General features: G+C 41.9%; 19 protein-coding genes. 17 read left to right on the top strand and 2 right to left on the bottom strand.

Going from position 1 to position 26,316, the window contains the following annotated elements:
* Window positions 1-258: 258 nt before the first annotated feature.
* From DRW07_RS09015 to DRW07_RS08970, 10 genes are all read left to right on the top strand, one after another.
* Complete coding sequence (locus tag DRW07_RS09015) at window positions 259-543, top strand: hypothetical protein (protein WP_124027540.1); 285 nt, start codon at window positions 259-261, stop codon at window positions 541-543.
* Between the two features lie 125 nt (window positions 544-668).
* Complete coding sequence (locus DRW07_RS09010; protein WP_124027539.1) at window positions 669-3,791, top strand: hybrid sensor histidine kinase/response regulator; 3,123 nt, start codon at window positions 669-671, stop codon at window positions 3,789-3,791.
* A gap of 353 nt (window positions 3,792-4,144) precedes the next feature.
* On the top strand, window positions 4,145-6,157 hold the full coding sequence (locus tag DRW07_RS09005; RefSeq protein ID WP_124027538.1) for a PAS domain-containing hybrid sensor histidine kinase/response regulator: 2,013 nt from the start codon (window positions 4,145-4,147) through the stop codon (window positions 6,155-6,157).
* Between the two features lie 527 nt (window positions 6,158-6,684).
* Window positions 6,685-7,257, top strand: coding sequence for a response regulator (locus tag DRW07_RS09000; RefSeq protein ID WP_124027537.1), 573 nt, complete (start codon window positions 6,685-6,687; stop codon window positions 7,255-7,257).
* Window positions 7,258-7,281: 24 nt separating this feature from the next.
* Entirely contained in the window at window positions 7,282-8,820 is a 1,539-nt protein-coding gene (locus tag DRW07_RS08995; RefSeq protein WP_124027536.1) for a methyl-accepting chemotaxis protein, read from the top strand.
* 36 nt (window positions 8,821-8,856) lie between these two features.
* Window positions 8,857-11,469, top strand: coding sequence for a sensor domain-containing protein (locus DRW07_RS08990; protein WP_124027535.1), 2,613 nt, complete (start codon window positions 8,857-8,859; stop codon window positions 11,467-11,469).
* Window positions 11,470-11,483: 14 nt separating this feature from the next.
* Window positions 11,484-13,808 (top strand): methyl-accepting chemotaxis protein, encoded by a 2,325-nt coding sequence (locus tag DRW07_RS08985; protein WP_124027534.1) that lies wholly within the window; start codon window positions 11,484-11,486, stop codon window positions 13,806-13,808.
* A gap of 38 nt (window positions 13,809-13,846) precedes the next feature.
* Window positions 13,847-14,167: a hypothetical protein gene (locus DRW07_RS08980; protein ID WP_124027533.1), complete on the top strand. Its 321-nt coding sequence runs from the start codon at window positions 13,847-13,849 to the stop codon at window positions 14,165-14,167.
* Between the two features lie 403 nt (window positions 14,168-14,570).
* A complete protein-coding gene (locus DRW07_RS08975; protein ID WP_124027532.1) occupies window positions 14,571-16,748 on the top strand; it encodes a PAS domain-containing protein in 2,178 nt (725 codons plus the stop codon).
* A 113-nt stretch (window positions 16,749-16,861) separates the two neighbouring features.
* Window positions 16,862-17,785: a diguanylate cyclase gene (locus tag DRW07_RS08970; RefSeq protein ID WP_124027531.1), complete on the top strand. Its 924-nt coding sequence runs from the start codon at window positions 16,862-16,864 to the stop codon at window positions 17,783-17,785.
* Between the two features lie 60 nt (window positions 17,786-17,845).
* On the opposite strand, the gene DRW07_RS08965 is transcribed toward DRW07_RS08970, so the two are convergent.
* Window positions 17,846-18,148 carry a hypothetical protein gene (locus tag DRW07_RS08965; protein ID WP_124027530.1) on the bottom strand — a complete coding sequence of 101 codons (303 nt, stop codon included), beginning with the start codon at window positions 18,146-18,148 and terminating at the stop codon, window positions 17,846-17,848.
* 149 nt (window positions 18,149-18,297) lie between these two features.
* On the opposite strand from DRW07_RS08965, the gene DRW07_RS08960 reads away from it, so the two are divergent.
* The 4 genes from DRW07_RS08960 to DRW07_RS08945 all read left to right on the top strand — a co-directional run bounded on the left by DRW07_RS08960 (window position 18,298) and on the right by DRW07_RS08945 (window position 23,374).
* Entirely contained in the window at window positions 18,298-20,484 is a 2,187-nt protein-coding gene (locus DRW07_RS08960) for an EAL domain-containing protein (RefSeq protein ID WP_124027529.1), read from the top strand.
* A 185-nt stretch (window positions 20,485-20,669) separates the two neighbouring features.
* Complete coding sequence (locus DRW07_RS08955; RefSeq protein ID WP_124027528.1) at window positions 20,670-21,566, top strand: DUF5050 domain-containing protein; 897 nt, start codon at window positions 20,670-20,672, stop codon at window positions 21,564-21,566.
* A gap of 567 nt (window positions 21,567-22,133) precedes the next feature.
* Complete coding sequence (locus DRW07_RS08950; protein ID WP_124027527.1) at window positions 22,134-22,379, top strand: hypothetical protein; 246 nt, start codon at window positions 22,134-22,136, stop codon at window positions 22,377-22,379.
* Window positions 22,380-23,140: 761 nt separating this feature from the next.
* The gene (locus DRW07_RS08945; protein WP_124027526.1) at window positions 23,141-23,374 is read left to right on the top strand and encodes a hypothetical protein; all 234 of its coding nucleotides are present in this window, start codon (window positions 23,141-23,143) and stop codon (window positions 23,372-23,374) included.
* Window positions 23,375-23,400: 26 nt separating this feature from the next.
* Here the strand turns inward: DRW07_RS08945 and DRW07_RS08940 are convergent, their stop codons facing one another.
* Window positions 23,401-24,261, bottom strand: coding sequence for a hypothetical protein (locus DRW07_RS08940; protein WP_124027525.1), 861 nt, complete (start codon window positions 24,259-24,261; stop codon window positions 23,401-23,403).
* A 67-nt stretch (window positions 24,262-24,328) separates the two neighbouring features.
* Here DRW07_RS08940 and DRW07_RS18310 point away from each other — a divergent pair, with 67 nt between their 5' ends.
* From DRW07_RS18310 to DRW07_RS08930, 3 genes are all read left to right on the top strand, one after another.
* A complete protein-coding gene (locus DRW07_RS18310) occupies window positions 24,329-24,496 on the top strand; it encodes a hypothetical protein (protein ID WP_165870454.1) in 168 nt (55 codons plus the stop codon).
* An 813-nt stretch (window positions 24,497-25,309) separates the two neighbouring features.
* Complete coding sequence (locus DRW07_RS08935; protein WP_124027524.1) at window positions 25,310-25,669, top strand: hypothetical protein; 360 nt, start codon at window positions 25,310-25,312, stop codon at window positions 25,667-25,669.
* Window positions 25,666-25,887, top strand: coding sequence for a hypothetical protein (locus DRW07_RS08930; protein WP_124027523.1), 222 nt, complete (start codon window positions 25,666-25,668; stop codon window positions 25,885-25,887). The genes DRW07_RS08935 and DRW07_RS08930 overlap by 4 nt, the downstream gene beginning before the upstream one ends.
* The last annotated feature ends 429 nt before the right edge of the window (window positions 25,888-26,316 follow it).

Genomic DNA, 26,316 nt, shown 5'->3' with positions numbered 1-26,316 from the left:
TATCCTAACGCCACCTTCAAATATAAAAATATAAACCGGCTGCTAAGTCGTCCGCTAACAAAGGCATCGGTATTCTAGTTTGGAAATCTTGTTAGAAGGAAAAACGAATAGTGAAGTAAATACATGTTTGAAGTCACAGACGACGAGCATAGTCATGAAGACAAGCTTGAACAGTTATTTGATAAACTGGGTCATTCATACACCGACGGTGTCTGCCACATCCAGAAACCACTCTTTTAAAGGTAGGTGACTTGATAAATGGAACGCCTCAACAGCGAAAATCCATTGATACTCTTCGGTCTATGGCAATCAGGTAATGAGTTAGTGTTAATAGAAAATCATGGGTTTGGTGCACTGTCGTCGTATTTAAAAAACAAAGCGGGCATCCTCCCTTCGCTTCGGAACAGAAAAAAGGTAACAGCATGTGGTATTCTCAAAGAGGCAGAAACAGCCCTATCGTGGTATGAAGCAACCATTAATTTGTTTATGTATACTTTCTTGACTTTTAAAACTTTAGCTTCGGGCCAGATAGCAGAAAATTAGATTACCAATTGCTAGGATCCAAAAATAGTCCCATGCACAGAAACCCTCGACTGGCGCTGTGCAGCGAATAGTAATTTGAGCTATGCTTGATTGCACAATCATTTCGAGTATTCCTATCAAAAATAATGAGAGAAAAACAGCAGCTTAATGTCTCACTTAATTGTATTGAAAGCGTGCAGGAAGCGTCTAACTTTCCTGAAAACATCAGCCCTAATGAGCTATTCAAGTTTCTTTCATATTCTATTGAAAATGCAGCCGACGAAGTCTTTTGGATGCGTTCCGACTCACAGATTATGTATGTTAACAATTCTGCGTGTCGAAAATTGGGTTATGCAAATGAGGAATTGGTTGGCATGCGTGTTTGGGAGTGGGACCCATTATTTCCGAAAGATGTGTGGCCTGCTTTTTGGAGTGAGTTACAAGAAAAAAAACATATCCAGTTTGAAACGCTTCATCAGCATAAGAACGGACATGTTTTTCCAGTAAGAATAAGAGGGCATCTATTAGAGCACGGAAAAGAAGAATTCTTGTTTGCATTCGTCAATGATATTTCAATTGAAAAAGAACAAGAAACAAAAGCCAGAAATAATTTCCTGAGCTATCTGACAGGGATTTCTGGTACAAGCTTTGCCATCACTGATAATAAGAACAAACTACTGTCAACTAATGATAGCTTTCAAGAGCTGTTTGGCCTCGCCATCGCCGATTGTCAGGACAATTCGCTTATCAACTACATTGTTGGTCCAGAGTCTGACATGAATATCATCAATAAAATTAATAAAGCCCTTAATAATGAAGGTCACATCTTTGAAGAGCTCAAGCTACTTAAAAAAGAGGGCCACCCATTTTGGGCGAGCTTAATTATTGCCCCTATTGTTCAAAATAGTCAGATTGATAACTTTGTATATATCGTTACAGATATTGATGAATTAAAAACAAAAGAAGAAGAATTAAAGGCAACAAATAGAAAACTTAAGCTGATTACAGAAGGCTCGCAAGATGGCTTCTGGCACTGGGCTAATGTGGACTCAACCATCGCTGAGTGGTCGGATAGAACATTTGCTTTGTTTGGCTATCAACCTGGTGAGTTTGAATCAACCATCGAAAATTACCAAGCCATGATCCACCCAGATGACCGCCGTATAATCCAGTTGGCCATTGAACAGGCTATTAATGACAAAAAGGCCTATGAAATTCAATACAGAGTAAAAACAAAATCAGGCAAATATAGTTGGTTCAGGGACAAAGGGATGCCGTTTCATGACGAGAGCGGCGCATTACTCGAAATGGCCGGCTCAATATCGAATATTGATGAAATAATGGAATACCAGGAGAGTATTAAAAATGTTAACTTAAAACTTAGCGAGGCAATAAATGCTGGCCAGATTGGCGTATGGGACTGGGATGTTGAAAATGATGTGTTGGTGTGGGATCACCTTATGTTTGAGATGTATGGAATACCTGCAACTCTAGATGAGAATAAAGTTAGCCTTTGGGAAGAGGCTTTGCACCCAGAAGATAAGGCCAGCGCCATCCAAGCCCTTCATAATGGCGTAAGTGGAGTCAAAGATTACGATATCGAGTTTCGTATTCAGCGACCTTGTGGGGAAATTCGATACATCAAAGCAGCCGCTACGGTACTCAGAGATAAGGCGGGTAATGCGTTGCGTATGGTAGGTACAAATTTAGATGTTACCGAGAGCCGACGTGCCGAAGATGAAATCAGAAACCTGGAGAAACGCAATCGGGCTCTGCTGGATTACTCACCAGTGTGCCACAAGATTGTCGATTTAGACTTTAAGCTTCGTTACATGAATCGCAATGGGTTTGCCATGCTGAGCTTGCCGATGAATAATGACTGGCTAGGGCAACCCTATCCCTTTGCATTTTTTCCAGCCGATGCCAAACGGTTGATGGAAGAAAAATTGGCTTATGTGAAGCGTGCCAAAAAACAGGTAACTTTTGAATCTATCGCCCATGATAGCAAAGGTAACGAAGTATGGCTGCTTCACACTCTCATCCCTGTGTTTAAGGACGACGTCGCAGAACTTGATTATCTGACGGTGGTGTCAGCTGATATCACCGAGCAAAAGCATGCTCAAGACCAATTGCGCCACCGAGAAAAAATGGATGCCATTGGTCAACTTGCCGGCGGCGTCGCTCATGACTTTAATAATCAGTTGGCAGGCATTTCGGGTTATGCAGAATTACTTAAAATGGAAGTCTCAAGTGAAAAAGCAAAGAGTTATCTATCAAAAATCCTTGCTTCGACGAAACGCTCCAGTGACCTAACGCGGCAAATGCTCAATTATTCGCGCAAACAAAAGCTCGTGAATGAGCAAGTCGATATTCATGGGGAGCTTGAAGATGCTATTGAGTTACTCAAGCATTCAGTCGACAAGCGTATTGATATGCAAACACACTTTAGTGCCGAAAAGTGCATCATTCAAGGTGATACATCGAGTTTACAAAATGCGTTTTTGAATATCGCCATCAATGCAGCAGATGCCATGCGTGAGGGCGGTTTATTGAGTGTAAGCACTGAAATTTTAGCTCCAACGGATGATAAGAGACTATCTAAACAAGGTAGTGCTATAGCCGACGAGTATATGAAAATTGTCTTTGAGGATAATGGTGATGGTATTGCTAAAGAGCATATTGAAAAGGTCTTTGATCCTTTCTTTACCACCAAGCCGGTCGGCAAAGGAACAGGCATGGGACTGGCTTCGGTGTATGGTATTGTAAAGCAGCATCAAGGGTTTACCTACATCGAGAGTGAGGCTGACGTAGGTACGCGCGTTTTCGTATTTTTACCACTTTGCAAAGATGAAACCTCAGCGCCTGTGGGTGATGACGAGAAAAGGTTACTTACCCAAGAATCTGCAAGAAAAACAATACTAGTTGTCGATGATGAGCAGCTATTGAGAGAGTTGTGTTTCGACTTTCTCACCGCTTGCGGCTACAACATATTACTGGCCGACAATGGAAAAGAGGGTGTCGAGGTGTACCGTGAGCACTATCATGATATTGATTTGGTATTAATGGATCTAGCGATGCCGATTATGGGCGGTCATGAAGCCTGTAGAGAGCTAAAGCGCATCAACCCAAGCGTAAAAATTATTATCTCATCCGGCTATGATAGTGGCTTGTCAATAGAAGCCCAAAAAGCCAGCGAGGTATCAGCCATTATTGAAAAACCATATAAACTGCAAGAGTTAAAAGAAAGTGTAGTCAAAGTGTTGGGTTAACTTCCTCTGTCTTTCTTTTTGACGGTATTTAGAGGGTGTTTTTAAAAGGCCTGTAATTGTAATGTGCATTTGTAGTCGGTATTGACAGAGCTCTGTATGTCCTCTTTGTCAGGAGTAGCGTAAGTACATTTCAACGTGGTTGGATAACTGCTATCGCTCTCTGCTGCAATCAATGCGGGTTTGATACAACCATAAAGCGGTTGACTACTGAAAGGTGCCAGTTACATAGCTTTTAGAAACATGTATTTGCATGGCCACTATCAACTTGACTAATAAATGAGTAAACACTTAACTGTTAAATGTAACGACAGTCTTCTATTGTTTTGAATAGGCTATTTGAAATAGAGTCATATATGAGTGGCAGGAACGAAACATTACACGCAGAGATTAATAGATTAAAAACTGAGCTCGCTAGTCAGCAAGCTGAGAACATCATGTACAAGGAGTTATTTAATGTTTCTGGGGACGCACTTTCTGTCATCGATCTTATTACAGGAAAGTTCATTAGGTGTAATCAAGCTGCAATTACTCTTCACGGCGTAGAAAGTGCCGATAAATTTCTCACTTTAAGCCCTTCAGATATCTCTCCGGCCTATCAGCCTTGTGGAAAAGCATCCGAGGAAATGGCTGTTGAATATATTAAAAAAGCTCACTCTGAGGGGCCACAGCTTTTTCAATGGGTCCATTCTCGTTTGGACGGGTCAACGTTTCCGTGTTTGGTTTCTCTTTCTGCGTTAACAATAGGAAATCAGAATCTGGTTTTAGCAATAGGTAGGGACATTACAGAACTGGTTGAGGCGAAGAGTCAACTATACTCTGCTAATGAAGCGATGGAGCGTGCGAGTGCTGCGTATTTAGAAGAAAATGAAAAGTTTGAGAAGCTGGTTAACCTAGCGCCTGTTGGCATTGCGATAAACAGGCTAAGTGATGGGAAATTTGACTACGTTAATAAAGAGTTGAGTCGATTCACTGGTTACACTCTTGATGAACTTAACAACATGGACTACTGGCAATTGACGCCAAAAAAATATGAGCAAGAGGAGCAAGCTCAGCTGAAGTCCTTATCTACCTCTGGTCGTTACGGGCCTTATGATAAAGAGTATATACACAAGGAAGGGCACACCTATCCAGTTCAACTCATTGGCGTAAAAATTGCGAGTGCAATGGGTGAAGAGCTTATCTGCTCTATCATTCAGGATATTTCCAAACAAAAACTTATTGAGCAACAACTTGAAGCCGCTAAGCAAAAGGCGGAAGAAGCTAACAAAATGAAAAGCGAGTTTTTGGCAAACATGAGTCACGAAATTCGCACTCCGATGAACGCTGTTCTCGGTGGATTGCAAATGATAAATACTGATGCTCTCGACGCTAAATCAAAGCTTATGCTAATTAATGCGTCATCATCAGCCAAATCACTACTAACGATCATAAACGATATTCTTGATTACTCGAAGATTGAAGGCAAAAAGCTAAAACTGGAAAAAGCACCTTTCTCAATTAGCGAGGTAATAAAGTCCGTCAAGTTTGATGTAGATGGGATCGTCAGTAATAAAGGAATACAACTTATCAGTCATATTGAGGCGGATTTTTATGATAGTTGGCTGGGTGATATTGTCAGAGTTAAGCAAATCCTTCTTAACCTCGTGAGTAACGCTGTAAAATTTACCGCGAAAGGTAGTGTAACAGTCAATATTTACGAAACTCAGCATAATGCCAAAAAGGCACTTGGTTTCGACGTCATTGATACTGGCGTTGGTATGAGTGAGGAGGCCAAAAGCCGCTTATTTGAACGTTTTACTCAAGCGGATAACTCAACAACTCGTAAGTTTGGTGGAAGTGGCCTGGGAATGTCGATAACACAAAATCTTATAGAGATGATGGGCGGCTCAATAGATGTTAAAAGCGAAACAGGATGCGGGACAGCAATAAGCGTTACCCTACCATTAGAGCAAACGGACAAAGCGACTTGTAAAGCTGAATATAAAGCACTGGTTGCACCGCACTTAACCGACAAGAAAATACTTATTGCCGAAGACAACGAAATAAATCAAGTTGTCATCGAAGCATTACTTGAAAGCACTGAGGCTACCTTAAAGATTGTAGAAAATGGTAAACTGGCGGTTGCAGCCGCAGAAACAGACGAGTTTGATTTAATTTTACTGGACATTCAAATGCCTGAAATGGATGGCGTTGAGGCAATGAAGCGTATCCGCCAATTTAGCAGTTATACGCCAATCATCGCGCTCACGGCCAATGCGATGGTGGAGGATGTGTCGAGCTATTTAAGTCAAGGCTTTACCGCTCATGTCGCAAAGCCCGTCGATAAAAATCATCTTTATGGGTTGCTGGCTTCACTCTTATCATAAGTCTTTTTACAATCGCAAAACACTTCGTCTAGATAGCGTATGTTTTGAGATTAAATCTATTCTATAGTAGCAAACGTAACCTTTATCTTTGCCTCTATCATTCATAGCGAACATACAAATGAGCGAGCCAAATTTCTACGAAGGCGCAGATCGGATGTTCAAACAATGTATGTTGGACGTCTATTGTCTGCCTCACACCAACCTTTAGGATCAGGTAAACCCATATCCGCTGCTTGCTTTAAACCGATAATAATTTAGGTTGGCGCATAATTATCTCTCTCAAAATCCACACGCGTTAACTTGTCTTACTAACACACTATTCAGGAAAAAAAGAATAGACCAATTTCAAACCTTTGACTTTTAAAGTTTAATGACGACAACACTGCATTACGACAAAAACGATTCACCACGAAGCCTGCTCTTTGCGTAGTTTAAACAGAAATACGCGCATAAAATCGATTTAAACGCTTGAAACGATTAAATCGATATATATACTGTTTGGCAACATCGTTTTATTTATTGTAAGCATGAACAATCCTAAAGATTGGCTGTCCCCGCAGAAAGCTGCTCAACTATTAATGATTTCGCCAATTACACTCAGGCAATGGGCGAGCAGCGGAAAAATTAAAGCTGCCACAACGCCAGGTGGTCATCGACGTTTTTTAAAAAGTGATGTTTTAGCGCTAGCTGAAGCGAACGTAGATATCTTCACAGGCCAAGACGATGCACTGATGCAAGATACAAAAAAGGTACTTATCGTCGATGATGATGTCGATTTTAACGCCATGCTTCACTTTGAATTATCTTTGCAATACGAAGGCTGGCAGTTTGAAACTGCTCTTGACGGTTTTGATGCCGGATTGAAAGTAGCAGAATGGCATCCCACCATCCTTCTCCTCGATTTATTTCTACCTGGCTGCCATGGGGATAAAGTTTGCCATCAGATAAGGTCAAACCCAGAGTTCCGAAGACTTCGCATCATCGGGATGACAGGGGACACTGGAGAGTATGCTGTTTCTCGTTTTCTCGATGCAGGAGCCGATGAAGTACTTCAAAAACCTTTTAAAATGAAACGTTTGTTTGAACTCTTGGAAGAATAGACCAGGTCACAGGACGCATTAATAATGTCAAAAAGAAATCAACATGTAATAGACGAAGAGGTGACCTTTCCTCATAGCGAAGAGTTGGTCTCTGTTACGGACACAAGAGGCGTTATCAAATATGTTAATGCGTCGTTTTGCAAAGTGGCCGGCTTTGATGAATGTGAGCTTGTAGGGAAGAATCATAACATCGTTCGCCACCCTGATATGCCGAAGGCCGCATTCGCTGATATGTGGCAAAAACTAAAATCCGGTAAGGCGTGGCGTGGTGCGGTCAAAAATCGCTGTAAAGATGGTCGTTATTACTGGGTTGATGCGTATGTGACACCCGTTTTTGAATCGGGCAAGCTTGTAGGCTACCAATCGGTTCGAACTGTGCTGCCAGAGAACATCAAAGCGCGCGCATGTCGACTGTATCATTCCGTTAACAGCGATAAGAGTATCGATGAGCCGATTTGGAAACGTCATGAGGTCAGGTTAGGCATTTTCTTTGTTGCATCTATCTTGATTTGCATTGGCGTATTCATGTCGCCTTTTATTGGCTTGCTTTTACCTCTGGTTTTACTTGCGATCTTTCAACAAGAAATCTTTAAGTTACCTCACGCGATTAAACAACTTAGAAGAGAATATGACAGCGTTTCACGCATTATATATAGAGGAGCTAGTCTGATGGATGTCATGCTCTTTCAAAATGACATGCAAGATGGCAGGGCTAAGACTATTCTTGGGCGGGCACTGGATGGTGCCAACTCAATGCGGGGAAGCGCCATTGAGCTTCAAAGTGTAGCGGGTACGTCAAAAGAAGGTGTTGAGCAACAAACGCACGAGCTTCATCAACTAGCCACTGCAATGGAAGAAATGTCTGTCACTATCAAAGACGTGGCGAAAAATACGACAAGCACATCGGAGAAAGTAAGTGCTGTTCATGATGAGTGTGGTCGAGCAACAACAGCAATGGAAAAAACAATGTCTGCTGTTCAAGCCCTCTCACAGGAAGTGTCGGAATCTGCAACGCAATCTGAAAAGTTAGCCGTTGAGGCGGACGAAATCTCTAACGTCACAAAAGAAATACAGGGTATCGCGGATCAAACTAATCTTTTAGCGCTCAATGCGGCCATTGAGGCGGCAAGGGCAGGTGAGCATGGCCGTGGATTTTCTGTCGTTGCTGATGAGGTTAGGGCCTTGTCGAGTAGGACACATAAAGCCACACAGCAGATTGAGCAGTCAATGACACAGATGAGAGAAACATTACTGGAATGGGCTGAAAAAATGCAACGAGGGCGTGAGACGGCTGAAAATAGCCATGCCCAGTCTCAGCAAACAGTTCAGATAATTAATAAAGTGTATGAGGATGTTTCAATCATCGCCGACTATGCCACACAAATATCGACCGCTGCTGAGGAGCAAAGTGTCGTTGCAGAAGAAATAAGTCGCAACGTCGTGAATGTCAATAATGTAGCAAGCAGAAACCTTAACTTAGCAGAGGAAGTCGCTTTGCATGCCGAAAAAATCGGCGCACGCTCTGCATCATTGGCGTCATTACCATTGAGTTTTGAGAAGTAAGTCAAAAAGCGTACCGCGACCGGATAAAGTCTATTTATGTTCGAATACAAAAAAGTCATTGATAAAGACACTATGCAAAACATTGCAAAGGAGTATCACTCAACATTGACTTCTGAGCTCCAAGCTTTAAAAGATTTTATAGGCGCTGATGCCTTATTTTGGGCAACGGTTGACGGCAAGGATTTATCGACGCTATCGATGCTACAAAATGACAAAGGGCAAAGGCATTTTACCTATCAACTGAACAGCGCGTTAGGTCAGGTCGAAAATACTTGTGGCGTAGAGGTTCATGTATACCCGTCACTTAAGAGTTACCCGAGTGACCATGCACATATGCATTTTGATGCACAGAGCTCCGTCAGCGCGTTTATCAAAAACGCTGCTAATCAATGCGTAGGTGCTTTGGTGGCTTTATTTTCTGATCGCGTGCAAGAATCTTCATTGCGCCATTTTTCAATTGCTTTCAAAAGTTTCGAAAACCTGTTTACACGTCTGTATCAAGAAAAAAATACGCAAGCCGCGTTGCAATTGATGAAAGAAGTGCAATCAATCTCAAAAATCGGAGCCTGGGAATATAACCCTGAGAAAGACACCGTCTATTGGACTGACGAGGTATTTGAGATCTATGCGATTTCAAGACGTGATGGCATAACACTTGAGCAGGCGATGAGTCATTACAAAGCCGATTCAAGAATCATTCTTCAAAATGCTTTTAATACTCTTCTCACTAAGGGGCTTCCTTTTTCATTAGAGCTTGAATTTACTGATGCAACAGGTGCTCACAAATGGGTGAGAGCAAGTGGCAATTGTGAGAAGAACGAACAAAACCATGTGGTTCGCGTATTTGGAGCCTTTGAAGATATTTCTGACGAGAAAACATTGAGAATTCAAAGTGAGGAAAGAGCTCAGAAAATAGAAAATATCCTGAATAACATTAATGATGCGCTAATCACTATAGACCAGAAGGGAGTCATTTCTCACCTAAATGAGGTTGCGCTCGATATGTTTGGTTACACATCTCGTGAACTCTTGGGCGCAAATATCGCTGTGCTAATGCCCGCGCCCTACGCCGAACAGCATGACACTTATATGGCGCATTACAAGGAAACTGGTAATGCAAAAATAATGGGTGTAGGTCGGCAATTGCCTGCAAAACGTAAAAGTGGGGAAATTTTCCAAATGGAATTATCTCTTTCTGAGTTAACGGAGGAAGGAGAAAAGAAGTACATTGGTGTGATAAGAGACATCAGTGAGAGGATTAAAGCACAAGATACAATTTACAATTTGGCTTTTACTGACAATGTGACCGGCTTACGCAATAGCCAATGGTTTGAACGTGAAGTAAGAAACCTTTCAAATGAGGCTCGGCGCAAGCAGCATGGACTTTTTGTCTTGCTCCTTGATATTGACAAAATGAAGGTTTTCAATCACAAGTATGGATTCAACGCTGGCGATGAAGCATTAAAGCAAATTGCAAGAAATCTGAAAAAAGTAAGCAGTGATGCTTACAGTTTATATAAATATAACGCAGACGCGTTTATCTTTCTGGCCAAATCTACTTTTCTGATGACCGAAATTCACAAATTTGAATCAGACGGTTTGAAAGACATTCTGCTAAAAGAAAATAATTTTGATGTCCAAATTGGCCAACACAAACTCTGCCTCACTGCCTCATTGGGAAGCATCATTTTTGACCCTAGCGCGCACTCTTTCGAATCTATGCTCAACATTTTAGAGCAAGCGGTAAGGCAGTCAAAATTGTCAGCGCCATTTGGTTATCACCATATTGCTAAAGAAGGGATTGACCAGCACGATCGCTATGTTCGAATAAAAGATGCTTTAGACTCGGTTGCCGACAGTGGCGAATTGTCCTTGGTTTATCAGCCGCAATACGATGTTGATACTAATGTTGTCGGGTTCGAAGCATTAGTGAGATGGCACTCCAAAAAGCTAGGTTTTGTGAGTCCTGGCGACTTTATCCCTCTAGCTGAAGAGTCCTCAGCAATAATATCGATAGGTGATTGGGTTATTGATGAAGCCATTTCGTCATTAGCATATAGTATAAAGCAAGGTGCAGCATACCCGATTTCAATAAACATCAGTGCCAAACAAATAGTTGAACCGAGTTTCTCTGAAAAATTTTTAAGTTGTATAAATTTCCATCAAGTCCCGCCTCAACTGATAGTTATTGAGTTGACTGAAACAGCATTAGTGCTTGATATATCCGTTGTCAAACAAGTGATGGTTGAACTCAGTAATTATGGCGTGCAGTTTTCTATCGATGATTTTGGGACGGGCTATTCAAGTCTAGCTTATCTTAAAGAGTTACCGATTTCTGAAGTGAAAGTTGATAAATATTTTGTCGATGACATCAATGCTTCGGCTTCCCACCAAAGCTATAAAATTGTGGACGCCATTATCAATATCTCCAATGCCTTGGGAGTGAGGTCGGTCGCGGAGGGCGTAGAGCGAGAGATCCAAAAAGATTATTTAGCTCGCAAGGGGTGTCATATATTTCAAGGATACTTCTTTTCTAAACCGTTGAATAAGGAGCAATGGATGAACCTCATAGCCGAGCTTAGTCACGCACCGCGCGCAAATGAGCAGGTAGTCAAATTCAACGATGTTAATCAACGCTATTCAGATTGAGAGAAGATCAGAAAATGTCTTTAAAAACTAGATTGCTTGTCGTCATGATTTCTTTGACGGTAGCTTCAATCCTCGTCATGGCTACTGTTTCGGTAAATATTGCCGTAAATGAGTCCAGACATGCACTTAAAGAAGCTGCGAAAGAGAAGTTGGTTAGTCAAAATGTGCAGACCAAAGAGGCGCTAGATGCATACATCTCAGGAATTGCTTCGCAGATAAGAGCCAAGTCATATAACTTAACCATGGTTAACGCAGCGACTGACTTTATAGCAGCCTTTAATAAGTACGCTTCACAACGAATGCCACTGCAAACGGACGAGCAGCAGTTGTTGAATGAATATTATAAAAAGTCATTTGCCACGCGTTTCAATGAACTTAATACCAGGGCTTTGTTGGAGCCGGAAAAATTGTTCGACCCACTGTCGTTAACTTCGCGACAGTTGCAATATGACTTTATAGCAGGTTCCGCTTTCCCTCTTGGCGAAAAGGACAAGTTGCATGATCTAACGAATTCAACAGACTATGCAAAAGCACACAGTAAATATCACTCTACACTGCGTCAGTTTCTGAATGAATTTGGCTACTACGATATTTTCATTGCTGATATCAAAACAGGGAACATTGTCTACAGCGTATTCAAAGAATTAGATTTTGCGACCAGTATTGAAACTGGACCTTACTCTGCCACTGGTATTGGTGAAGTGTTTGATAAAGCGCGTAAGCTCGATAGTAGTAATGATGTGGTATTTAGTGAGTTTTCGCCTTACCTTCCTTCCTACATGGCACTTGCCGGATTCGCTGCCAGCCCAATTAAAGATGAAACAGGACGAAACATTGCGGTGTTGATTTTTCAAATGCCAATGGAGCATATTAACAGCCTCTTAACACACCAACAGAAGTGGCAAGACAAAGGTTTTGGTATATCCGGAGAAACCTATCTTGTCTCGCCGAAAGGCGTATTAATGAGTGAGAGTCGTTTTTTCTTAGAAGACTCAGAGAGTTATTTAGCCGTCATCGAGGAAAAGTATCCAGCAGAGGCTAAGGAAATCACATCAAGAAGAACATCAGTGGGTCTCCAGCCAGTCGAAACTGAAGCGTCTCAGCAAGCGCTTGAGGGGAAAGCAGGTTTCCTTGAGATAAATGACTATCGTGATGTGCCCGTATTTTCATCATATTCGCCGGTCGAGATTGGAGATTACACCTATGCCCTCATGGCAGAAGCAGATGTGGAGGAATCGCTTCATGCGGCGGTTCAAGTCGGAAAACGTCTTATGTTGTCAGCAGTGGTGGAATTTCTTCTTATCACCACGGCTGCTGTCGGTGTTGCCATTTGGTTCGCAAAAAAGATTATTAGGCCATTAACTGCACTAGGGCAGTCATGTGATGCACTCGCACAAGGAGAGGGCGATTTAACCGTCTCGATACCGCTATCTAAAATTCCCGAGATTGATAGGATTTCCGTCGGTTTTAATATATTTATTGGCCAAATTAGAGATATTGTTGCTAGCACAAAAGAAGATGCTGCTACTTTGGCATCTGCGGCAGAACAGCTCAGTGTAACAACAGAGCAGGGCGCAAACCTTTCTGAACGCCAGCGAGATCAGACGCATTCTGTCGCGACTGCTATGGAGCAATTAACAGCCTCAATTAATGACATTGCTCAAGCCTCATTGACCACAAAGGACAAGGGAATAGAAGCCGAGGCGAGTCTTAAAGAAAACGTCGAGCGCGTCAATCTTGCTGCTAAAAACATATCATTATTGGTGGGACTGATAAGGGATTCTAGCGGCATTATTGCTTCGTTAAAAAGCGAAGTTAACCAAATTACTGTAGCCCTGAACACCATTACGGGTATAGCTGATCAAACAAACCTATTGGCACTTAACGCGGCCATTGAAGCCGCTAGGGCGGGAGATGCAGGCCGAGGCTTCTCTGTGGTCGCGGATGAAGTGAGAGCGCTTGCTACCCAATCACAGCAAAGTGCTGTTGAGATTGCCCGCATTATGGAGACCATGAATAACACGTCTGATAAATCGGTCTGTGCGATGGAGCAAGCTGAGCGAGCGGCTGATGGTGGGATCCACTTGGTTGAGCTTGTAACCAAGGCCATGAACGAACTTTCGTCGAATATTAATGTTTTGCTTTCAATGAGTGAGTCCGTTGCTGCTGCAACAGAGCAGCAGAATATGACATCTTTGCAGGTCTCTCAGAGTGTTGAATACATTAGCAGTATGTCAGTTGAGGCCGAACAGGGTTCAAGGCAAGCAAGAGAAGCGGCAAGTGAATTAGCAGAAATGGCGTCACGCACACAGCAGCTTGTATCTCGCTTCAAAGTCTGAACATGTATCAGTTAATGAAAGTAGAGAGAGACGCAATAATGGATAGAAATGCAGTTGACGCATCATCACTTAGCAAGACAGCGATAGGAATATGTAAGGAAATATTACGTAATAATGGGAAAATTGAATTCATTATTGACAAAATTTCCATAGCCATTCCAGAGCACAAGGCTGCTTTTTTTGGTCTTTCCGATGAGCTCGTTAGTAGCATGAAAACCCTAGACTCACTGATGATGACAATTGGTAAGCCTCCGGTTTATCAGGATTTTGTAAAGCAATATGAAAAGGAAGCGGAAAGTCCTACTAATCAATATTGTGTGTTTGTCGAGTATTTTGCGTCCTATGACAACGAAGCTTAATGTTTTTTAGAGCCATAGCTTTTTTGGGGTACTAATTATTGGAAAGATTAAATGGCTCGCAATTAAGAGCGATGTTAAAACTTTGACAAATCAAAGTGATGTTATAATGTTATGAATAATCAATTGGCAACGCAGACATAAGGGGGCTCGCTGGAGCTTCTGGTAGTCACTGAGTGGTAGAAAGCAATTTATTTTTGCAGGATTTAAGTAAGGTTAAACACCATGAAAGTGTTTTGTGTAATCTGTTAGAACTTAAGAGCTTGAAAGCAGAGAGCATGGCAGAATTTTGGACTATACTTGAATAGCCATTGTAATGGTCGGCTCTGCGCTCTGAGAGTTCGTGTGAAATATTAACTAATGAACGTCAATAGTACGATCGAGCTCCATTTTGAATGGTGAAAGCATGAATATCGAAAAGCTAATCTCGTCAAACAAAGACGGTCTGATTGCCCTTTATTTTGAAAAGGGCATAGGATGGCATAGCTCAATGGATGAGAGCCGTTTACTCATCCCGACAGAGACTGACTTTTGCAGAAGAATAGAGCATACGCGTAAATGGTGTTTTCAGCACACAGAGGGGCACGCATTTTTCTTTCCCTACCTTGTGAAGGCTGGTGAAAGGCAAATCGTTAAAGCGCGTAAAGTGACATTTTCACTATTGTCAGCCGATTCATTAGGCGTATCAATTGAGCCTGAGCAAGATTATGACGACATTGTATTTAGTGCAGGGGATAACTTTAATTTACTGGAGGCAATGAATGATGTTGTGCTGATTGCTGCTGCTCAGTCTCATGAACATCCAAGTCCGCCTACCATATATGTAAATGATGCCTTTGAACGAATGACAGGTTATTCTGCGGCAGAAATCATTGGTAAAACTCCAGCAGAAATATTGCAAGGTGAAGAAACGGAGGACGTTGCAAAACGTAACATTCGAGACGGTTTGAAAAACTGGCAACATGTCAATCAACGTCTAACAAACTATAAAAAGAATGGCGAGAAATTTGTAGTTGAATTGACCATCTCTCCTGTTGTGGATAAAACAGGTTGGTATGAGAGCTGGATAAGTGTGCAGCGAAATATTAGTCAAGAGTATTCTATTGATAACTACCGCAGACGAAATGAGCTTGCTTTAGAAGCGGCAGGCATAGGTACATGGACATGGAACTTAAAAAATAACACCATTGAGTGGGACGAGCGGATGTACACCATATATGGATTAGCGCCCAGCGGTGGAGCGTTGCAGTATAATGATTGGGCGGCTTACCTTGATCCAGAAGACAGGCTTAGGGTAGAGAAAGAAATAGCTTTAGCGGTTGAGCATAAACTTGAGTGGGAAAGCAGCTTCAGAATAAACAAGATCAGTGGTGAGCCCGTCTATGTGTCTGCAAAAGCTAAGCTGTACAACAATGTTTTAGATGACAGCTGGGTGATGGTGGGTGTCAATATTGATAGAACAAATGAAGAACGTGCTAAACAAGAACTTGACGAGCAAAAAAAGCTTGCCCTTAACAACGCTAAACTGGCGTCTTTAGGTGAGATTGCCGCAGGCGTTGCCCATGAAATCAATAATCCTTTAGCAGTAATATCTGGGGTTGCAGAGCTTATGGAGGCAAGACTCGTTGATGGCAAGTTAGCTACGGATAAAACTATTGACGGTTTCAGAAAGATCCAAAAGGCCTGTGAACGAATTTCAACTATCGTCCATGGTCTTCGTGCCGCTAGTTCAATGTCTGACGACAGTATAAAGCTCAAAACCCTGGATTTATTCGCTGAGTTGCAGCAATGCCTGCCTCTATTTACAAAGTTATATTCTAAACACAACGTAGAAATTTACCTTAAGCCCTTTGATGGCCATTGTCTCGTAAAGGCGAGTAGCGCACATATACAACAAATACTCATCAACTTGATGAACAACGCCAAGGATGCTTTGAAGTTACAAGGTGGAGGGAAAATTGAGCTGGAAGTTGTTGACTTTAATAGCTTCTGGCGAGTGAAAGTGGCCGATAACGGTCCTGGCATTCCTGATGATTTTAAGCACAAGATATTCGAGCCATTTGTTACGTCAAAAGGTGTGGGTGATGGCAGTGGGTTAGGCTTGTCGATTAGCCATAAACTTGCGAATGACATGGATGGCGCTTTGTCTTTTGACTCATCTGTTGAACATGGCGCACTGTTTTTCCTCGACCTTCAAAAAGCTAAACAGGCGGACAATGAAAAGCTAAGCGTATTAGTGATTGACGACGATACAGCACTAGTCGATGTACTTGAGGAAATGTTTGATTATGCGGACTGTGAAGTATTTACAGCCTATGATGGTGCCGAGGCTATCGATGCTATTACCCAAGGACCGAAATTTGACTTCATATTCTGTGACATTCAGATGCCCAAGATGAATGGGTTAGAATTTATTGAATGGCTGGCGGAAAACAAGAAGATCAAACATTCATTGATATATATTCTCACTGCCGAAGAGGGAAACTTAACGCCTCAAGATTACAGGCTGATTGATTCGGTGTGCGAAAAAGTGCTGCGAAAGCCACTAAAAATCAACCAACTCAAAAGTATCATTAGGCAATAGGAGCTACCAGAGCCATTTTGTGGCCAATGTATGACTAACTTTGATTTGGTTTTAGGTTGAAATAGCTGGATTGATTGCCCATTCTTAAAGCTTAGGACCAATAGAAGAAGTAAATGGCACACGACACTTTTGAGACACAAATACACAAGCGATGCACGCAAGCAAAGATTTTAATTGTTGATGACTCTCCCATTTTTATCGCAATGTATGAATCTATGCTCAGTGAGTTGGGTGAGTGCTACTGCGTTGGCTCTGCTAAAGAAGCGCTTTCCTTATTGGCAAAACATGATTTCGATGTTGCCCTATTTGATCATCATTTGCCTGATGGAACCGGTTTGCGGCTTTGCAAAATGGTTCGACGAGTTCACTCATCAAGGCAACTTCCTATATTTATCATAACGGGTAGCAGTGATGAGACATTAGAGCAAAAATGCTGGGAAGTGGATTGCTCGGATTTCATTAGCAAACCGTTTCATGCGATAACGTTAAAGCATCGAGTATTGGCACAGTTGCGTTTAAAGTTCGCCGTAGACTTGTTGCAAGAAACGTCTAATCAGGACCAATTGACGGGATTGCATAATCGACGTGCTATAGATGATGTCATTCAGCGCCGCTCTCTTCGAAAAGGTCACGTTTTTTCAATAGCAATATTGGATGTTGATTTTTTCAAGAAATTTAATGATGAGTATGGTCATCAAGCGGGTGATGAATGCTTAGTAAAAGTCGCCTCGATAATGAAGTCATGTGTTAGAGGCCCTGATAAACTGTCCGTGAGGTATGGTGGTGAGGAGTTTTTAATACTTTTACCGGATACTGAATTAAAAGATGCCATTGCTATTGCTGAGAGGGTACGTTCAGAAGTCGCAAAAGCACAGATCCCCCATATAAAGTCTCCTATGGGGGTAGTAACACTGTCGGCCGGTGTCGCTACTTACGGTGGCGATTGTTTAACATGGCGAGCCTTACTGAAGGCGGCAGACGAATGTCTGTATCAAGCAAAACGTGAAGGTCGAAACAGATTGGTATCGGCATTATAGAGACCTTAAAATAAACATGCTTTGCACTTCTTAGCCTCTGGCAACCATGAGGCCGTATATTTAATTGGAAGGGGTGTACTGTTTCTTTTTTATATCATGCCCATCTAACAGAAGAAGGATATCTGCAACGCACTGCCTTATGGTTGATAGATTAGGAATGGAGCTGTCCTCAGATAGGCGTTTTCTCTCTAATCTGTGAAGCCTGTTTAACAGAGCGTCATAATCCTTCTCTTGCGAAGAAGTGATATTAAAAGGAATCTTATATTCCATCTCTTCGAGTAAATTTTTTAAATGTTGCTTTGCTTCTACGAGACGTGTTGGAGTACTTGATTTTTTGATTATTTGTTCTAGTGATTCTTGCATTTACAGCTCTTTTTAGGGCGTTGATATTTACAACTTCCGCCAGTAATAGAAATACATTATTCATACTATTTTTCTTTAACGCAACATAAAAAGGTGGTGTAATTATGAACAGGCTATGCAACTGATTTTTGAATCAATAGGGACAACACTTGGATTTATCTCTTTACACCTTTGAGGCGTGGCTTGAGATGCTGTCTAATGCAGCTTCACTGGAAAAGCTTGCGTTACACATGAGCGAAGTGGTGAATGCTGATCAGTTGATGTTCGCGTTGATTGAGCGAGAACGTAATAAGGCGCATACATTTTGTTATCTTGTTGATGGGCAAGTTATAGGTGATATCGCTTATCCGTTGTCTGGCACGCCCTGTGAAGCACTAATACAAGAGGGTTTCTGTGTTCATAACGGCGCAGTCGCAGAGGCATTTCCAAAAGATACACTTCTCAAGGAGCAGGGGATTGAGTCATATGTAGGCTACCCCATCAACAATGAAGCTGGAGAGCGAATAGGGCTAGTTGCCGCTCTTTTCAAACAGCCCAAGAAGAACCTTGATTTTATTGAGTTACTTTTTACCTCGCTATCGCAGTCAGTGGGCGCTGAAATCCGAGCATTATCGAGTGCGTTTGCATTGGAGAAATCACTGGAAGCATTAACAGCTCGAAATCTGATGTTTAATGCTATTCATGACACCATACCCGACGGAATAGTTACCATTGACGCAAAGGGCAATATTCAATCGGTCAATAGGGGAGGGCTTGCGCTTTTTGGCTATGAAGAAAATGAGCTTATTGGTGAAAATATTACGATTTTGATGCCCGCTAAAGAAGCTGCCGAACATCAGGGGCACATTGATAATTATGCGTCTTCGGGCGTTCCAAAAATTATTGGGCGAGGCAGAAAATTGCAGGCTATTCATAAGTCAGGGGGGGTTATCAGCATTTACTTACGTGTTGGAGAGGTAAGTTTAAATAACGACAGGTATTATCTTGGCTATATTCAAAATATTACAAAAACCGTCCATTTAGAAAACCAACTGAAGACCTTTTCCTCTCGGCATACAATAAGTAAGTTGCCCAATATGGCGGTGCTTAAGCAGGTTCTGAGTAATGCCCTTAGTATTATTCAACTAGCCCGCAAGAAAATGTATTGTGCTGCCGTGAGTATTGAGCGTTTCGAGCGCGTCCAGCAAGAGCATGGTGAGAAAACCGAATTAAAAGTCATTGAGTGCATTGCTACAAAGTTAAATATCTTGGTTCCGGAAGGTTTTACCCTGTTTCATGTTGGATTAAATGCATTTTACCTTGTAGGGACAAAAGCACTTGTCTCCTGTGAGGAAGCGACAAAATTTGAGAAAAAAGTATTAGAAATTGACGGCGTTGATATAGACGGTGCGACTATTCCGTTTTTGCTAACAATAGGTAGCTTTTGTTTTGATGCAAATGCATTGTCAAAGACATTGATATGGGCACTGTTTGATGAAGCACGAGCTGTAATCGATGGTAATGGCGAGGTAAGAGGGCATAGGTTAACTGAAAAAGAAATCGAATGCGTCCTATTAAAGGAGCGGGTAAAACAAGTCCTCCCCTCGGCAATCGCATCCTCAGAATTTGCATTCGTACTACAATCAAAAGTTGATATGAATTCTGAATGTCATTCTGCTGAGCTCTTAATGCGATGGAAGTCACCTAGTCTGGGCCTAGTCTCTCCCGCAGTTTTTATTCCTGTAGCGGAAGACGGACCTGAAATACTCGCGTTGAGTCAATTGGCATTAAATAAAGCCTGTGAGATTATTTCCAATGTAAAGCAAAAGGGAAAAGACGTTACTATCGCGGTGAATATCAGTGCGAACTTTCTAACTCACAGTACTTTTGAGAGTGCGTTATTGGCAGTGACTACAAAATATAATGTTGAACCAAAGAGGCTTATTCTTGAGATTACAGAAAGTGCGTTAATAAAAGATGTGGCCTTTGCTACTTCACTTTTGCAAAAATTATCTTTGAAAGGGTTTCAATTTTCGATAGATGACTTCGGTACGGGGTATTCCTCTCTTGCTTACCTACAGAAACTCAGCATACATGAGATTAAAATCGACAAATCATTTGTTATGAATTTGGAAAGCAGTGTCACAAGCCAATCCATAGTCAAAATAATTATCGATTTAAGCAGAGCCATCAATGCCAGAGTTGTAGCTGAGGGCGTTGAGACTAACTGGCAGGCAGAGTTTCTAACTAGTCATGGATGTGATGTTTTACAAGGGTTCTTTTTTCACAAGCCTCAAGATACAGAAAAGTGGCAGGCAGCTGTTAATCTCGGAGAAAAATCAACATTAATTGTGTGATTCATAGACCTCAATTTAATATACTATGACTCTATGAACAAAGAAATTAAACAGTGTTTAAAGTGGGTTGAGATTACATAATATCTTATAAATTTACCTTTTCACCTTAAATAACTAGTAGTTCTATTCTAGATACTTCAACTTCAACCGAATCGTTTGTGAAATAATGTTCGGTGTCGAAAACTATGTGTTTTGTAAAATTAAAGGTATGGCTGGTGTTAGTTCTTAGCCTGAATACTATGGTGTGTTATTCAAGCGGCACATCGACTAATTTAGCAGGATCGTTTGAGGTTGCTTATATTTCTAGTAAAAATGAATTCATTGAAGTTCTAAGGGTAGATTCCGAAGGTAATCAGGAGATAACGAAAAAAAATGTCAAAGGAGGATACTTAGCGTGGTCTCCAGAAGGTAGCCAGTTTTCCTATTATGGGAAATATGATGACAGAAAAACATGGTCTATTCATGTTATGCAATCTGATGGCTCGAGCCGAAAAAGGCTTACTCACGAAAAAGGTAAATGGGACTACGCGCCTGATTGGTCTCCTGATGGCAAAACTATAACCTTCGCTCGAACATATAGGGACGCAACTGAAAAAGTCCAAAATGAAATCTGGACAATGAAATCCGATGGTTCAGAAAAAAAGCGAATAGATGGCCTGAGTGGGGGCGCTCCTATTTACACCCCTGACGGCAAAAAGTTTGTATTTCATTCTCAATTTGAAAATGAAAACTCTGAAATTAGCATTGCCAATATTGATGGAAGTGACTTTGTTCAACTAACTTTTAACGATGCTGACGAGTGGCATCCTGATGTCTCACCTGATGGCAAACACATTGCTTTCATGTCTGAACGTGATGGCAACTATGAAATTTACGTGATGAGTATTGATGGTTCAAATCAAACGCGACTTACCTTTAGTGAGGATGCAGACTGGTATCCCACATGGTCTCCAGATGGAACTAAAATCATGTATTCGACCATAAGCAAAGACGGAAAAAATAAAAATATCTACCTCATGAACAAGGACGGGAGTACAAAGCAAAAAATAATTTCTGACAGTGGATATGCCATTTTTAAATAAAGATAGGATTAACTATAAAAGGTTGACTCCCTTGTGAGAGCTGATGAGTAAATAGAGCAGAGCATCGGTTGAGGTAGCCATAAAGTTAAATTTTGAGCATCGTTGCTAGCGAATAACTAGGTCTCCCTGATTTAGCAGGTTGGCTACGCGCAAAACCTAACTCACCCAAATCTAATAAATTGATAAACACATCGATTGCATGAGTCGGGTTATCTTCATGGAATTAGTGTGGTTACCAAGGGATACTGACGGTATAAGTACCAAGCGATTTTGACGTAATCACACTATCAGTTTTGCCGCGCTTCGGCAAGCTTAGCCAATCGCAACGAAGTGAGAGGTATTCATATTTTCCTTCAACCAGATATTGCGCACGCCACTAGCGTGTATGTCGACGTCTCTTTCAGATTTAAGCTGTCGTGACACTTTGGATTGTCCCATGTGAGGATTAGCCAGGGATAATTCGATTACGATTTATTCAATAGCTCTGTCAGTACGACTTTTGTGATGAAGACCTAGCGTTTCCTGACATTTTAACGAATCAATTCCACCTTGTTTTATCAGTTTACGATGGCGGTAGATAGTATTGCGGTGGCTTTTACTAAGTTTGGAGTTGATGCTTTTTGTTCAGCTACACCTTATAGTAACCAATTTGATATATGCGATCCCAACTTATCTAGCTCAACAAGAGCCAATATGCTGAGTGGTGTTGGCGGAACTTATATTGGAGAAGGTTCTCAATATCCAGGCGGTTTTTATAGTGGTGGAGATCCATTCGTTGGTGCAGGTGCAATCTACTCATGTGAAGTCTGGTAATTTCCTGTATCTATCTTATGAGAGGGTTATTATTTTTGAATTCGGATTTTAATGGATATGAAAAATTTAGCGGATTGGGTATTTTTTTACTCGTTCCTTTTCATTGACGAGCAAGAGCTGAACACTGCAAAAATCGAGTTTAGGGGGCAGCTTCCCTGACACTCTTTCTTTTAGGGGCTTTCTCAAAAGTCAAGCTTGATAAAAGAGCTGTCTAAGTCTGCTTTCTTTCATTTTTATGTTATTTCCCATTGGCTAGAATGCTTTTTCTACATCAATTGCCCTCATAATTTATTACGACTCACTGTCCACTTCCCCAAAAAATGTCGTTAGCTCATTACTAATCATAAATAGAGAGTTAGGGTCTTACCAAGAATTAGTAATAAAGGTAGGTTTATTATCCCTACCTAGAGACTAGATAATAATGTAGGCATCAATTGATGCCCTACCAGGACAAACTGACAACGATACTGGCCGAAACATGCGCCTAGCGCACCTACTGCGCGCAAGCGATTAGGCCTGATAGTAAAAGTAGGAAATTTATTATGTCGTAGTCAGCAACCAAAGTGTTCTGACGGAGTCACGTCGTTGCAAGAGACGTCGCGCAACCCTCTTGTTGAAGACATATCCCTATGGGAAGGCGGGCTTATGGTCCGCCTTTCCTTTTTATATCTATCACTTCAAACCTTTTTGTGGTTGTGTTTTTTCTGCCTATCACGCGCCTACTTATTTATGCATTTGACTAGTTTTAAGGAGAGCAATGCATGAGGACAGATAAACACATTTTCATAAGGGCACTGTGTATTTTGTTAGCAGAGGTGTTAACGGCATTCACTTACATCTTTCTTATCCTTTATGGGATAAGGGCCGTCTGTGAGATTCAGTTGCACCCTGCCTTGCCGGTTAAGGATGAGGGCTTATTGCTCTTATCGTTAATGGCCGGTGTGTTATCCATTGCTGTTCGTTCAGTGAAACGAAGGTTCGGATATACGCCATGATTGAAGCGCTCGGTTGAGCGCTTTTTCTATGGGTAAAAGACTCGCTGTAGCTCATCACAAAAAACGGTTCTAAAAATCAGGCCTTCCTCTAATCTATCGATATCGGATAGTGACAGTGACGCCCCTTTTTTGGATTGGGTTTGTGCATGTCGCTGCATTTCAAAAATATCGTCATGAAGCCGTTTGGCATCATCAAAGATTTTACGCTGCTGCGAGAACAAAAATACCTTGTTGTAGTAGCCGCTGTTAAGCGCATAGGCATACTTTTCCAAGATAGTTTGTCTTAATGCTCGACTCTTAAAACTGTTTTCAAGCTCCACCGCTGCAAAGCTCTCTTTGTCGCCAACCTCCCTTACCAGTCCATCCACAGTACGTATTTGATGCGAGGGGTAAAGCCTGGCAAATTCTCGCTCTGTCACAAACCCACTCCATAAGGGATTGGCCTCACCGTTTTTACTTACACGATTCACACCCCGCAAAAGTACATACGCATTCATTAAGTCATGAGCGATGGTATTGTGATTCACCTGAAGTGATGGTGTAGCTTTGGAGCGAAACGGAATGGGATATTGAATAAGCTCGGAGCCAAAGGCTGCCCCATCCCTTGTTAAAACGTAGAGCCGGTTATCTATGGCGCGGTGAGTGTGAAAGACGGATAGGTACCCAAGGTCTACTAAGCTGTTGAGGTGCGTAAGTGCTGCACGCTGGGTGATGCCGTAAAGCGGCCTGATAAGTACAGGCGCTATCATGGAAAATCGGCCGGCGATGCACATACTTAGTACCTTCCTGCTTACCCCTATTTCGTGATTATTCCTACCATGGTGGTAGCGCATATCAATACCCGCTAAATGATTCAGTGCCTCAACGTGGGTCGGTATTTGCGTCATGATGTTTCCTTTTTTTGATTGTGATATCGCTAAAAAGGATTTGCCAATACAAATTTTGGGCGTTGATATGACGAAATACATCCTGCTTTTCATCAAGAGACGTTATAACGCCTATAACCGAATGAATGTTGTGATGATTATCACAACACTTCCTGCCTTTTGGCAGTTGCCCTCATTGCGCGGCACTGAGGACAAGTGGACTGGCAAGGCACGTCAGCTCTACGGTCAATCATAATTGACACGCTGACTGAAGGTGGTTGTCTCACCTTCACCTTTCCATTCCAAGGCCATTGTCCGGTTGCACCGTACTACCCCCATTAACGCCGCTTGGCACTGTGCCATATTGTTGCACGGGCAGTGTGTGACAACATGCCGCTTTTCTGCTTAGCGGTAATGGTGGGCTGTCTGCTTAATTGCAGCCACCCCATTTTGCTTTGGGCAAAACGTGAATGAGGGTAGTCCGCTGCCACGGACAATGGCCTGCTTCAGAAAAACACAATGTCATTGTTTTTTCTTTCGCGTCTTATTGGTTTGTTTCACAAACGCTGTTTTTGCAGTTTGCGTGCCACGCAAATGCGAGATATGCGCTTAGCGCATATGTAGCACTTAGCCTAATCAAGCTTTTGTGACATGACGTGCACGGGGCACACTGTGCCTATGAAGACTGAGCGCAGAGTCCGTGCACGCTCTCGTCCGCTTAAACTTCATACTCTACAGCCACGGGTTCACCGAATTTAAACGCTGTCATCGACACATTAACGTGGCAACGTTTGCCAACATACAACTATAAGGAGTGTGATTATGATGCCAATAAATGACACCGGTTAGTAAATACGTTTTTTTGAAAAGGATGCACGATAAGGTGCAAAAAATAAAATGCAGTGCTGCCAAATGCCCATTTGGTCGGCACTTTTACTTGCCCAGCACTTATAGAATAGCCTCTAGATGAGGGCAAATTGTTGTTGCTGAGCATCGCAGTCAAGAATTTGAAAACTACCATAATTTCATTAATTTTTCCAGTGTAGATAACGACTTACAGGAAAATAAAATGAAACATGAATTTACCCTTGCTGGCTTTTTAGGTATCCCGCCACGGCAAACTGATAATGACGCATGTGATGCGCATGATGAGTGTTCCGAGATAGATGACAGTCCTATAGCTTCAACTTCCATCAACCCTGCAACAGGATTACCGCTGATAGCGCCAAATGCTTGCATTGATGTCATGGGCAATGCCATAGGTCAATCCAATACACAAGACATAGAAGAGATAACAACAACTGAGTCTTCACGCTTGTGTGATAATGACATCTTTGGCGCGGGCATAGAGCCATTCAGTGATACTAACGACTCCCTTTTCAACGATAGTATGGATACAGGGTTTGATGCCTGGGGTGATGATTGGTGAGTCAAAATGACGCTGTGAAAATACTTTGCGTGGTTATCGGCTTGTTGCAAGGCGTAATCATTACCCTTGCATTAGTTTACCAAGCCGCAGAACTACTGTTACTTAGTTGCTTGCTCAATACCAAAGTAACTTTTGGCGTAAAACGCTATCGTGCTCGTTACGCCCATGAGGATAATGGTCGTGCGCTGCTCTCTTTTGCCCTTCTTCGGTTCTATTAGTTTTTGTCCTCAGCCAAGGATGGCAACTTATCGATATTAATTTTGCTACGCCGCGTGGTCCAAAGAGCGCATAGTATACGTCGATAACTCCTTGACACTTGTGTGATGTCCACTTCAATCTTTTTCTGTTTATCGTTCTGGTCTTCGAAGAAATGAGAAAAGCAGCCTAATGGGCGAGTGGTGCACTTCGGAGTTGAAATCCCGTTTACATATTAGAGCTCGTTATATGAGACGGTAGTAGAAAATCATACCTGTTTAAAAACTCGTTTACATGGTCAATTAATAACAGAATTAAAGAGAAATTTTTGGTAAGTTGTCAGCATAATCTGATTATATGACCTTAGCATTGTTGAGTATAAACTTGGATCTCATTTGGATCGTTGTGATACCAGCAAATACCCCTGTATACCTCGTTCACAAGTTGTAGCC

This window comes from Paralteromonas sediminis (genome assembly GCF_003820355.1).
GTDB lineage: Bacteria > Pseudomonadota > Gammaproteobacteria > Enterobacterales > Alteromonadaceae > Alteromonas_F > Alteromonas_F sediminis.
This window is presented reverse-complemented; position numbering and strand designations above follow the sequence as displayed.

Coding starts and splice junctions, on each gene's coding strand:
- DRW07_RS09015 (WP_124027540.1), top strand. CDS start 259: ATGGAACGCCTCAACAGCGAAAATCCATTGATACTCTTCGGTCTATGG.
- DRW07_RS09010 (WP_124027539.1), top strand. CDS start 669: ATGAGAGAAAAACAGCAGCTTAATGTCTCACTTAATTGTATTGAAAGC.
- DRW07_RS09005 (WP_124027538.1), top strand. CDS start 4,145: ATGAGTGGCAGGAACGAAACATTACACGCAGAGATTAATAGATTAAAA.
- DRW07_RS09000 (WP_124027537.1), top strand. CDS start 6,685: ATGAACAATCCTAAAGATTGGCTGTCCCCGCAGAAAGCTGCTCAACTA.
- DRW07_RS08995 (WP_124027536.1), top strand. CDS start 7,282: ATGTCAAAAAGAAATCAACATGTAATAGACGAAGAGGTGACCTTTCCT.
- DRW07_RS08990 (WP_124027535.1), top strand. CDS start 8,857: ATGTTCGAATACAAAAAAGTCATTGATAAAGACACTATGCAAAACATT.
- DRW07_RS08985 (WP_124027534.1), top strand. CDS start 11,484: ATGTCTTTAAAAACTAGATTGCTTGTCGTCATGATTTCTTTGACGGTA.
- DRW07_RS08980 (WP_124027533.1), top strand. CDS start 13,847: ATGGATAGAAATGCAGTTGACGCATCATCACTTAGCAAGACAGCGATA.
- DRW07_RS08975 (WP_124027532.1), top strand. CDS start 14,571: ATGAATATCGAAAAGCTAATCTCGTCAAACAAAGACGGTCTGATTGCC.
- DRW07_RS08970 (WP_124027531.1), top strand. CDS start 16,862: ATGGCACACGACACTTTTGAGACACAAATACACAAGCGATGCACGCAA.
- DRW07_RS08965 (WP_124027530.1), bottom strand. CDS start 18,148: ATGCAAGAATCACTAGAACAAATAATCAAAAAATCAAGTACTCCAACA.
- DRW07_RS08955 (WP_124027528.1), top strand. CDS start 20,670: ATGTGTTTTGTAAAATTAAAGGTATGGCTGGTGTTAGTTCTTAGCCTG.
- DRW07_RS08950 (WP_124027527.1), top strand. CDS start 22,134: ATGGCGGTAGATAGTATTGCGGTGGCTTTTACTAAGTTTGGAGTTGAT.
- DRW07_RS08945 (WP_124027526.1), top strand. CDS start 23,141: ATGAGGACAGATAAACACATTTTCATAAGGGCACTGTGTATTTTGTTA.
- DRW07_RS08940 (WP_124027525.1), bottom strand. CDS start 24,261: ATGACGCAAATACCGACCCACGTTGAGGCACTGAATCATTTAGCGGGT.
- DRW07_RS18310 (WP_165870454.1), top strand. CDS start 24,329: ATGACGAAATACATCCTGCTTTTCATCAAGAGACGTTATAACGCCTAT.
- DRW07_RS08935 (WP_124027524.1), top strand. CDS start 25,310: ATGAAACATGAATTTACCCTTGCTGGCTTTTTAGGTATCCCGCCACGG.